The sequence below is a fragment of the Acetivibrio sp. genome (assembly GCF_035371925.1).
In the GTDB taxonomy this organism is placed as follows: Bacteria; Bacillota; Clostridia; order Acetivibrionales; family Acetivibrionaceae; genus Hungateiclostridium.
On record NZ_DAORXT010000091.1, the window covers coordinates 1 to 11176 of the forward strand.

Annotated in this window: 9 protein-coding genes and 4 tRNA genes; 12 read left to right on the forward strand and 1 reads right to left on the reverse strand. The window is 38.7% G+C overall.

The features are described from left to right. Nucleotides 1-166: 166 nt before the first annotated feature. The 12 genes from PLH43_RS11100 to spoVB all read left to right on the forward strand — a co-directional run bounded on the left by PLH43_RS11100 (nucleotide 167) and on the right by spoVB (nucleotide 9905). Nucleotides 167-243, forward strand: a tRNA-Met gene (locus PLH43_RS11100). Between the two features lie 6 nt (nucleotides 244-249). Next, nucleotides 250-324, forward strand: a tRNA-Glu gene (locus PLH43_RS11105). 7 nt (nucleotides 325-331) lie between these two features. Further along, nucleotides 332-407 (forward strand) — tRNA-Val (locus tag PLH43_RS11110). A gap of 398 nt (nucleotides 408-805) precedes the next feature. Continuing rightward, nucleotides 806-3196, forward strand: a complete 2391-nt coding sequence (spoIIE, locus tag PLH43_RS11115) for a stage II sporulation protein E (protein WP_324363081.1) — start codon at nucleotides 806-808, stop codon at nucleotides 3194-3196. Between the two features lie 73 nt (nucleotides 3197-3269). Next, nucleotides 3270-3611, forward strand: coding sequence for a hypothetical protein (locus tag PLH43_RS11120; protein ID WP_324363083.1), 342 nt, complete (start codon nucleotides 3270-3272; stop codon nucleotides 3609-3611). A 141-nt stretch (nucleotides 3612-3752) separates the two neighbouring features. After that, the gene (locus tag PLH43_RS11125; protein ID WP_324363085.1) at nucleotides 3753-4370 is read left to right on the forward strand and encodes a hypothetical protein; all 618 of its coding nucleotides are present in this window, start codon (nucleotides 3753-3755) and stop codon (nucleotides 4368-4370) included. 104 nt (nucleotides 4371-4474) lie between these two features. Then, a tRNA-Arg gene (locus PLH43_RS11130) sits at nucleotides 4475-4549 on the forward strand. Between the two features lie 202 nt (nucleotides 4550-4751). Beyond that, nucleotides 4752-5183 carry a PilZ domain-containing protein gene (locus tag PLH43_RS11135; RefSeq protein ID WP_324363087.1) on the forward strand — a complete coding sequence of 144 codons (432 nt, stop codon included), beginning with the start codon at nucleotides 4752-4754 and terminating at the stop codon, nucleotides 5181-5183. Between the two features lie 241 nt (nucleotides 5184-5424). Then, complete coding sequence (dusB, locus tag PLH43_RS11140) at nucleotides 5425-6396, forward strand: tRNA dihydrouridine synthase DusB (RefSeq protein ID WP_324363089.1); 972 nt, start codon at nucleotides 5425-5427, stop codon at nucleotides 6394-6396. 139 nt (nucleotides 6397-6535) lie between these two features. Continuing rightward, nucleotides 6536-7639 (forward strand): pilus assembly protein PilM, encoded by a 1104-nt coding sequence (gene pilM / locus PLH43_RS11145; RefSeq protein WP_324363091.1) that lies wholly within the window; start codon nucleotides 6536-6538, stop codon nucleotides 7637-7639. A 122-nt stretch (nucleotides 7640-7761) separates the two neighbouring features. Continuing rightward, nucleotides 7762-8265 carry an acyl-CoA thioesterase gene (locus PLH43_RS11150; protein WP_324363093.1) on the forward strand — a complete coding sequence of 168 codons (504 nt, stop codon included), beginning with the start codon at nucleotides 7762-7764 and terminating at the stop codon, nucleotides 8263-8265. An 86-nt stretch (nucleotides 8266-8351) separates the two neighbouring features. Continuing rightward, entirely contained in the window at nucleotides 8352-9905 is a 1554-nt protein-coding gene (spoVB, locus tag PLH43_RS11155; protein WP_324363095.1) for a stage V sporulation protein B, read from the forward strand. Between the two features lie 15 nt (nucleotides 9906-9920). Here the strand turns inward: spoVB and PLH43_RS11160 are convergent. Beyond that, nucleotides 9921-11176: methyl-accepting chemotaxis protein (locus PLH43_RS11160; protein ID WP_324363097.1), on the reverse strand; the 1256-nt coding region annotated here is incomplete at its 5' end.

Below are 11176 nucleotides of genomic sequence, written 5' to 3' on the forward strand. Positions count from 1 at the left end.
TTAAAACAGGGTTCTGTAAGATTTTGTAAGGCAATTAAACTTGCAATTTAAAATACATTAACTTTTATTAAAATTGTACTTGACATTTTATTTGTCTATTGCTAAAATAGTAAAGCGTGCTGGACATGATTACTTTAGTTGCAGCACGATGAAAAGTGTTTTATATGGCGGCGTAGCTCAGTTGGCAAGAGCATACGGTTCATACCCGTAGTGTCGTTGGTTCGAATCCGACCGCCGCTACCATTATGTGGCCCATTGGTCAAGCGGTTAAGACACCGCCCTTTCACGGCGGTAACAGGGGTTCGAGTCCCCTATGGGTCACCATATTTTCGGGCGCTTAGCTCAGCTGGGAGAGCATCTGCCTTACAAGCAGGGGGTCATAGGTTCGAGCCCTATAGTGCCCACCACAACGGTTGTACAGTATTGTACAGCCGTTTTTATTTGGCCTCTTGGAATGAAATGAAAGAGGCAAAATCGAAGGGACTCGATGTCCCGAGCTTTTTTTATATGCATTGAAGCGGCCAAAAATTATTAATTAAAAAATATTTATTTTAAAATAAAAAGTTTTTGACGAAATGTTACATTATTATCTAGAAAATTTACTTTGATGAAAAGTTTCATTTATATTTCTAAAAGTTTATCTGATGTAATCCTCCGTTGTGTTTTGAGAATAGGTGTCAAATTAATTTTTAATTCTCTTTACCAAAATCGACATAGATTTTTTGGGCACTATTTTATAATCGGTTCTGCAAGCTACGCAAAAAAGTTTTTCACAAAAAAATATTTCGTATGGGGGTTACAAAAGATGAAGACGCAGATTGTTCAAAAAAACGATGTTTTGGAAAGGATGTATGGCAAAACAAGAGGAGGAATTTTATCCGGACTTACAGCTTCAAAAAGCAATATTGTATTCTTTTTGTTAAGTTTCCTTCTCGGAAGAGTATCTTTATTCGGAGGTCTTATGCCTTTCGGCCTTGCTTTTTATGCAGCGGCAATTACATCTAATGCAAACAGACTTGTAACGGCAGCAGCAGTGGTAATCGGAATGGCAACGGGCGGTGCCCGCAAAGAGCTTTATACGGCCTTGTCCTTTATGGTTCTTTTCACTGTACTTAGCAAACTATTGAAGAATTCAACGGAAAAAGAAGACCTTAAACATTCTGTAATGGGTCTAATATGTGTTGCTGTTCCGCAGATTATACTTGTGGGACTGCAAGGATTTTTAATGTATGATGCTCTAATGAGTTTGTTTAATAGTGTGCTGATATTCTCGATGATATACATATTTAGGCGCGCTGTGCCGCTTATAGAAGGAATAAAGAAAAAAAGAGCCTTGACAAACGAAGAAATGATAAGCGTTGCAATGATAGCGGCTGTTTCCTTGTCGGGGCTGGGAGGAATAAATATTTTCGGTGCATCTCTTTTAAATGTGTTGGGAATTTTTGCAGTACTTCTGTTGACCTTTGGAGCAGGCCCGGGTGTGGGAGCGGCTGTTGGTGTTATTGTGGGACTGGTAATTAATTTGAGCAGCCCTGCAACACCTGTGGTTATAGGTTCCTATGCCTTTTGCGGTTTGATGGCCGGTTTGTTTAGAAATCTTGGAAAGACCGGGACTGCCGTGGGCTTTGTACTTGCCAATGCGGTGCTGACTCTATACATAAACGGTTCAACGGAAGTGCTTATTCATATTAAGGATATAATTCCCGCCGCACTTATGTTTGTGGTTGTTCCTAAAAAAATCATGGAAGAGGTACTGGGCTCCTTTGCTTTAGAGGCAACAGATTCTAATGACAAGGCCTCTTACAGTCAGCGTTTAAAGGAACTTACGGTGGAAAGGCTCAGTAATTTCGCAAAAGCATTTCAGGAGCTTTCAAAAACCTTCAGTGAGATATCTCAAACCAAAATGGTTACCAATAAACAGGACATTTCATCCTTATTTGACAGGGTGGCGGACAAGGTGTGCAAGGATTGCAGTTTGTGCCTTCACTGCTGGGACAGGAATTTTTACAATACATATCAGGTGATGTTTAAAATAGTTGAGAATCTTGAGAGAAAGGGTTGGATTGACGAAAGCGATATACCGGATTATTTTATGGAAAGGTGCGAAAGAATAGGGGAGTTTGTAAGACAAGTAAACAGTGTATATGAGTTGTTTAAAGTCGATATGGTATGGAAGAACAGGGTGGGAGAAAGCCGAGGGCTAATATCTCAGCAACTGGACGGACTGTCGAAGGTTATAGCGAATCTGGCTGTTGAAATTGACAGTGAAGTCAAGTTCAGAACCGATATGGAGGATGCATTGCTGTCCGAACTTGGGAATAGGGGAATAAAGGCACATGATGTGGTGGTATATGAGAACAAATGGGGAAAATATGAAGTGACTATTTTTCATAAAGGCTGCGCCGGAGCAAATAAATGTCTTGATTTTATTGAAGAATTGGCATCCTCTGTCATGGGTAAGCGAATGATACGGGACAAAAACGAATGTATGCATAATCACAGGACAGGCATATGCAATCTCAAACTGGTGGAGGAAGAGGTTTTTAAGATAACAACAGGTATGGCAAGAAGCTCGAAATATGAAAATCAAATTTCCGGGGACAGTTATTCCTTTATGAACACCGGTGCGGGAAAATACATTTTGGCTTTGAGCGACGGTATGGGCACGGGACAGGCGGCATCAAGCCAGAGCAAGGTAGCTATAAGTCTTTTGGAGCAGTTTATGGAAACAGGCTTTGACCAGGATACTGCAATAAAGCTCATAAACTCAATACTTGTATTAAAGTCCGATGATGACTCTTTTGCGACCATTGACCTTTCGGCTGTAGATCTGTATGACGGAAAAATCGAGTTTGTAAAGATTGGTGCTGCTCCAACCTTTATAAAAAGGCAGGACAGGGTGGAAGTTGTAAGAACCGTATCTCTTCCGGCAGGGATACTCAGCAACATAGAAACGGAGCTGGTTTGCAAAAATGCAGACAACGGAGATTTTATAATCATGGTTACTGATGGAATTGTTGATTCCTTTAAGCTCGAAGAAGGAGGAGAACAGAATTTGATAAAATTCATCGAAGGCATTGACAGTATAAATCCCCAGGTAATTGCAGACCTTATATTGGCTGAGGCGCATTCGAAGTGTACAAACAAACCTGTGGACGATATGACTGTGCTGGTGGCAAAAGTATGGAAGCGATAATCAATATTTTTTAGTATAATTTACACTGATTTGAGAAAGACTATCTCTGAATACATATTTTCGGAGGAGTATTATGGTGTGTGATGACACAAAAAGAGTAGTTGTAATTCGAAATATAGCATCAAACTTTATTGAAGAGGCCATACTGATTTTAAAAGGCAATCCTGAAGAAAACGGAAGGAAATTTAAAAAGATTTTATCTAAAGATAGGGAAAAAATGAATGAGCACCTTTTGAAAGAAGCAGAAGAAATAATAAACAATTATATAAAAAGGTATGGCTCGCAAGTCGATTGCCGCACTGAAATAAAGTTAAAGCCGTGCCGTATGAAATTTCGGCTTCCCAATGTGGTAATAAACATGGCGTTAATTGGCAGTATTGCCTTGCTGGTTTTTTTGGTCTCAAGATTTTTATGATTTAATGTGAAAATGGTGTATAAAAAATATAATAGTGTAATGACCCGGGTAAGAATTTTGAGCTTCCAATTTCAGGATTGCTTTTACAGGTGCTGAGTTGTATTATTAAAAAAGAAGAAAAGATTAAGGGGTAGTTTCATTGTGCTGAGAAATAATTTATTGGATTTGCTTTTGTTTCCAAGGTCGTTTTATAAAAAGATATCGGATAACATTCAGACGCTGTACCCGGGTATTATACTGTTGGGTTTTATTGATGTAGGCTTTGCCCTCGGCACCGAACTATTTGGGTATTTCTTCGGGAAGACGCAATCGGCGCTGATATTTAATATTTCCCTTACTATTGGTTTTGTTCTTTTGATAGGCCTTATAGATGTGGTGTTTTTTGCGCTCCCGTTGTTTGATATATTTAAGTTTTTTAGAGTAAAGGAAAGAATAAAGAATTTAAACGGACAGCTAATAAAACTTATGAAAGTATATGTGGTTTCGCATTTTCCGGTGGTTCCGGTGAATGCTTTTTTCTATTGGCTTGTGCTTGGACCTTATGGCACGGAAACTCTGAGCCTTGCAGCCTATTTTGTTACATCCGTGATTACGCCGCTGTGGCATTCTGCGATTTTGTCGAGAGGTATAAATGCGATTTACGAGTTTGATGAAAGGCTTAAAACTTTGGTATTCTTTATTGCGTACTTATGGACAACCATGCTGGGATATGCTCTGGGATTTATGATAAGCAATTGGTTTTTTACGCTTTATAAGTGATTTTGACTGCTGTGGGACAAATTCATTTACATTTTAGTTGTAAATGACAGTTGTAAATAGACTAGAAATATACTATAATACTAAGATGACAGAATCTCATCAATGTCCCGGTAGTCTAATGGATAAGACGGTGGATTCCGGTTCCACTGATGCGGGTTCGATTCCTGCCCGGGACGCCAAATTCTCTAAAGCCATTAAAATTCAAAGTTTTAGAGAAGCTTACCCTCGACACAATCCTTAAAATGTGGTAAAATAGTATTAGTAGAAAGTACCCGCTTTGAATATAAGTTAATCGCTGTATTTTTCAGAATAGCTTACGATGTTGTGCATTTCAACAATGTATATTGGACAATCCAAACCAGAATTCAAGGGGGAGTTCTGATGATTAGTATTCAAAATTTGACGAACAGCTATTATGGCAATGCCACAACTTGTACGGCTTCTGTCAGCCGTGACAGAATACGGTGGCATGAAGTGGAAGTAACTGACATCTCAACCCGGGGACTCAAATTTTACTCATCGAAAGATTTTAATGTCGGAGAGATTTTAAACTATGACCTGCATGTGTACAGTATGCTTACAGCTTTTCAATTTGGAGTAGAGGGATGCATTACGGAGAAAGAAACCTTATCTGATGGTTTTAACTACAAAGTTGAATTTTCCAAGCTGGATAAGAATACAAAGATTCAACTGGATGAAATTTTTAATGCAAATATTGCTGTTAAAAATAAACATTTCTCCGCAAATGACGGGATACATTCCTTTATTTTAAATCCGAGGAACAATTCAAGCAAACATTATTTCTGCAAATAGCAGGGCGAAATAAGGTTGTGACATAAGGTTGCAATAAATAGTATAAAGAATTTATAATAATTTCCGAAATATTGTGGAGATTTTTATAAGGCATATTTATAATAAGATTAATTGAAGATTAAAGCTTTAATCTTTTTTTTTTGCAGTTTTTATGGAATATATTAACGATTTTTATTTGCTTGTTTTTGTCATAGGATATTCACAAATTCGCGTTAAAATGTTAAGATAAAGGAGGAAGGATATGAAAATAGGGAATGTTACCCTTGACAATAATATTTTTCTTGCTCCCATGGCAGGTATAACCGATATTCCCTTCAGGCTTTTATGTAAGGAACAGGGATGCGGGTTGACATATACAGAGATGGTAAGTGCAAAAGGAATTTACTATAATGACGAAAAGACAAAAAGGCTTACCGCAGTAGATGACGAAGAGGGAAAAGTTGCACTTCAGATTTTTGGCTCGGATCCCGATATTATGGCAAAAGTAACGGAACGCTTAAATGATTCTGATGCATGTATTATTGATATAAACATGGGATGCCCAACTCCAAAGATAACAAAGAACGGTGACGGATGTGCGTTAATGCTTGAGCCGGATTTGGTCGGAAAAATAGTTCGGGAGGTTTCAAGAGCATCCGTTAAACCCGTTACGGTTAAGATACGTAAAGGATGGGATGAAAACAGGGTCAACGCAGTGGAAATAGCCAAGATAGCCGAGGAGAACGGAGCTGCCGCAGTTGCGGTTCACGGAAGGACAAGGGAACAGTTTTACAGCGGAAAGGCGGACTGGAGCATCATAAGACAGGTTAAAGAATCCGTCAGCATACCTGTAATAGGAAATGGAGATGTTTTTACGCCGGAAGATGCCAAGAAAATGTTTGATGAGACAAATTGCGATGCTATAATGATTGGCAGGGGTGCCCAGGGGAATCCGTGGATTTTCAACAGGATAATAAAGTATCTTGAAGGTTCGAAGGACGTATTGGATCCAAATATATCGGTAAAAACAAAAGTTGACATAATAAAAAGGCATATGCAAATGCTCGTTGAGCTTAAAGGAGAGCAATGCGGAGTTCGGGAAATGAGAAAGCATATTGCCTGGTATGTAAAGGGCATGTACAACTCTTCACGTGTTAAGGAAAAGGTATTTAAAGCAATAACCCAGGATGAAGTTTGTGACATACTTAACGAACTTTTGGAATCCAATATGTAATAATGCAAAAAAACAGGCTCATAAAATATACTATATTTACAATTTTACAACTTAATTATTTCAAAATATTGATTTTAAAATACATGGATGATAATATAATCATATAGGTCATCTTAATAATACTTAAGGAGTAGATAAAATGGTAACAATTCCTTTCATGAAAACCAACCTTCTAAGTATTGACATCGGTTTTAGGAATATAAAGATTGTTGAAGTGGAGTTAAGCAGGAATAATGAGATTTTTATTAAAAATTTCGGTATAGCTTCTACTCCAAAAGGGTCTATCAAGAATGGTGCGATTAAAGATGTCAAGAGTGTTACCAATGAGATAAGGAAGGTAATGGAAAACATTAATACCAAAGCCAAAAATGCAAAGATTGTTATGTCCGGTACCAATATTATCTCCCGTGTTTTTGTTGTTGAAAAGATTCCCGGAGAAGATATGAATCATCTTGTCAGAACAACCATTTCCCAAAGTATGCCGATAGACCTGGATGCACATCAGATAGATTATAAAGTTTTGCAAGAATTTAGGGAGGATGGAATCGATAAAATAAAGGTTTTTGTTACCGCTGTCTTAAAAAGTATTATACAAAGCTATATTGACATCTTGATAGAACTGGGGCTTAAGCCCATATCGGTGGATATTCCCGCCAACAGTGCTGCAAAGTTTTTTAACAGAGAGATTATTGCTTCCGATAGTGAGACATGGTTTAAAAAGCAAAGATCCAGCAAGCTTAGCCAGAATACTTTTGCGGTTATTGATTTTGGTTCGGAGACTACAATAGTAAATGTATTAAGGAACAGGGTTTTGGAGTTCAACAAGGTTATTTTAAGAGGAAGCAGCAATATTGATGAGGCCATTGCAGCAAATACCGGTAAGAAAATCGAAGAGGCGGAAAGACTTAAAAAGATGCAGGGACTTGATTTTTCCGGAATAAATGCCGATGAAGAACAGGAGAAAATTTACAGGAGTATCAAATCTGTTATTGACGAGATTGTGCGGCAGATGTTTCAGTGTTTTGATTTTTATGAAAAAAGATGTTACGGTGAAAAAATAGGAAAAATTTATATGATAGGCGGAGGATCGCAGTTAAAAGGTCTCAAGGAATATCTCGAAGAAGTATTCCAGGTTCCCGTATATCCCGTGGGGCTCCTTAGCATAGAAGGAATACAGATAAATAAAGGACTTGACGGGGAGAGATTGAACTATCTTATTAATTCTGTGGGAATAACTTTATAACAGTTTTCAAAAAATAAATTTTGAAATCCTTAAAGGCGGCATTTTAGATGCCGTTTTTTGATATTATTTCGTATGGTCCGAAAGTAAAAGATAATTTTTGATTTCGAAAGGAGATATGCAAAATGCATGATATATCTAAGGAGTACAAGGAAAACTTTGCGGGCAAGCCCCCCAGATTGTCTCAGGTGGAAATGACCGAGCTGGTACTGCCCAACGACACCAACCTTTTGGGAAATCTCCTGGGCGGAAGACTTATGCACTGGATTGATATAGCAGGTGCCATGGCGGCGTCAAGGCATTCAAACAAGATTGTAGCCACGGTGGCATTAGACAGCCTGGATTTCAGGCATCCCGCACGCATGGGGGAGCTGGTGATGCTCAAAGCCAAATTGACCTGGGTGGGTACAACCTCTATGGAGGTCAAAGTAAATGCATATGCTGAAAATTTAAAGACCGGAAGTGTTATTCTTACCAATCAGGCATATATTACATTTGTCGCGTTAGACAGTGAAGGAAAACCGACCCCGGTTCCGCCGCTGATACTTGAAACGGAAGAAGAGAAGAGAGAATTTGAAGAGGCAGAGGAAAGAAGAGCGGAACGCCTCAAAAGAAGACAAAGGGGATAAGTTTTGAATTGTTATAATATTGGTCATAAGTTTCTGAATTATAAAATAATAATAATCAGGACAATTTATTATAATTCAGGACTAAAATGGCCAAAAAATCATTCATAGGCAGTGCTATCATTCTGATGATAGCCAGTTTTATAGTTAAAATAATTGGTTTTATTTATAGGATATATCTTTCAAACCTTATTGGTTCGGAAGGCATGGGGTTGTTTCAGCTTATTTCTCCTGTATATTCCCTCGTTATTCTTACCTTGACTTCAGGAGTGTCAATAGCGGTCTCAAAGATGGTGGCAGAGGAGATGGCAAAAGGTCACCGGGTCAACTTAAGGAGGATTACGGGCTGCGCCTTGGCTATTGTCTTATTGGCGGGTTTGGCGGTTTCTTTGCTGATACTTGTTTTTATAAACCCTATAGTCAATGTTATACTGAAGGACTCCAGGACATATTACTCCATGCTTCTTTTAATACCGTGCATACCGGTGATTGCAGCTGCATCCGCATTAAAGGGCTACTTTTACGGAATACAGGATGTGGTGCCCACTGCGTGCTCGCAAGTGGTGGAACAGGTTGTGAAGACAGTTTTGGTTATGGCGATGGCGGGGTACTTTGTCAATGTCGGACTGGAATACGCCTGCGCTCTTGCCACTGTCGGAATGGCAGTGGGTGAAATTTCAAACCTTTTGGTTTTGGTGGTTGTATATAAATTCGGGAAAAAAGGAGCTTCCTTAAGTAGTTCGAAAAAAGGTTTTATGAGAAAACGAACTATAGTTAAGGAAATCGTAAAGATATCAATTCCCGTGTCTTTCAACAGATTTATTACTTCCATCATGTCCACCGTTGAATTCATTTTAATTCCGAGAATGCTTGTTTTAGGCGGCATGACCTACCAGAGCAGTATACAGGAATATGGAAAACTTACGGGAATGGCTATGCCGTTGATTTTCTTTCCGTCTCTTGTGACATCGGCCCTGGCAACAACTCTTGTCCCTGCAATTTCGGAAGCAATGTCCGTAAAAAGCTACAAAACCGTTAACTACAGGATGTCGAAGTCAATTCAGCTTACTTTTATACTGGGATTTGTATTTTCGGCTGTGTTCATGCTCTTTCCCGATACAATAGGTGACTTGATTTACAGGAAGGAAAACATCGGACATATATTATATCTTCTCTCATTTACCGGAATATTTATTTATCTTCAGCAGACTCTCCTGGGTATATTAAACGGCCTCGGAAAGCAGGGAATTCTTCTTAGAAATTCTATTGTAGGTTATGTAATAAGAATAGTTTTTGTTATTTATTGCATTCCTGCATATGGAATTGCGGGATATATTGCAGGTATGGTAGTAAGCTCCATATGTATATGTATACTGGACATTTCAACAGTAATTAAAACAACAGGAATGGCGCTGGACTTTAGGAATTGGATAATAAAGCCGGGTTTGGTGGGTATAATAATGCTTCTAATCGGTAAATACGTACAGAGCTTCTTTACAATATTTAATCTTGGTACGTCTTGGACAGTGACGCTTACCATTCTCGGAAATATTGCGGTTGGCTTTTTGCTGATGTTTGCCTTTGGTGCTTTGGATAAAGATGAGATGCTGGCGATGATGGGCTTTAAAAGGGCGCACAGGTAAAAACAGAAAGATAAATTACTGCTTGATATCCTCCTCTAAAGCTTTCGCTAATTCAGTCAGATCTCCGATACTTTCTATCATGCTTCCAACCTGGCTTTGCTGAACATCTGCATTGGCAAGTACTTCTTGAACGGAAGCGGATGATTTTTCCGATATGGCCGCTACTGTCTTCATTTCTTCAGCAACTTTGTGAGCCGATTGCAGCAGCTGTTCATTTATAATGCTTAGCGACTCGGCTTGACTTAATACTTCTTCAGAATTTATATTGATTTGATCAAATAACTGCTCAACCGCATTTACTGACTGTTTGCCAAAATCAACTATTTTAAGTCCATTTTGGACCAATTTGTTCACCTGGCGAATTTTTTCTTGTATAAGCTTGATGCTTATGTTAACTTGCTCCGAAGCATTATGGGAATCTATCGCCAGTTTTCGAATTTCAGAGGCGACAACAGAAAAGCCTTTACCGTTTTCTCCTGCCCTTGCTGCTTCTATCGAGGCATTTAAAGAAAGTAAATTGGTCTGGTCGGCAATTTCTTTTATCATAGAAGCAATATTGTCGATTTTAACGCTTTCTTCATTTACTTTGCCAATAGCTTCGGATGTAGTGCCAACAAATTGGTCTATCTCCTGCATTTGTTCGGACATTATTTTCATTTTTTCTTGCCCTTCTCTGGTTACTTCTGTTGTATCTTTGGATTTTTGGCTCATATTGGATGATGCATCTGCTGTTTGTTGGGCAGTGGATGCCACATCCTCCATTGCCTGCAAAACTTCGTTGAAGCTGGCAGCTTGGGTTTCAATCCCAACGGATATTTCTTTAAAAGCTGATACCAGCTCTTTTGATATGGTACCTGTGGATGTTGCATTTTCCTGAAGGCTCACAGTTGATCTTTTAAGTATTTCTGCCGTATGAGAAACCTCTTTTAACAGTTCATCCGCTTTTTTCTTTGAATTTTCTGCCTCAATGGCACTTTGCCTGATTTTTGCCAGCATTTGAGTACCAATACGGCTTTGGGCGATTAAAGCGAACATGCATAATATGAAATAGGCATTGGGAGAAAAGCGGTCGACGCTGGCATATGCCGGTTTTGTAAAAAGTGCATAATTTAGAATAACCACACCGATGATTCCGTTGAGCAGTAAGGGACGATAGTTGTGATATATGGATATAACTGCTAAAGACAAATACAAAATAAGGGAATTAGGAAAGTTGGTTGTGGTTTTTATCATAAAAAAGCAGATAAAGTTAAAAGCCAATGCTATAATAT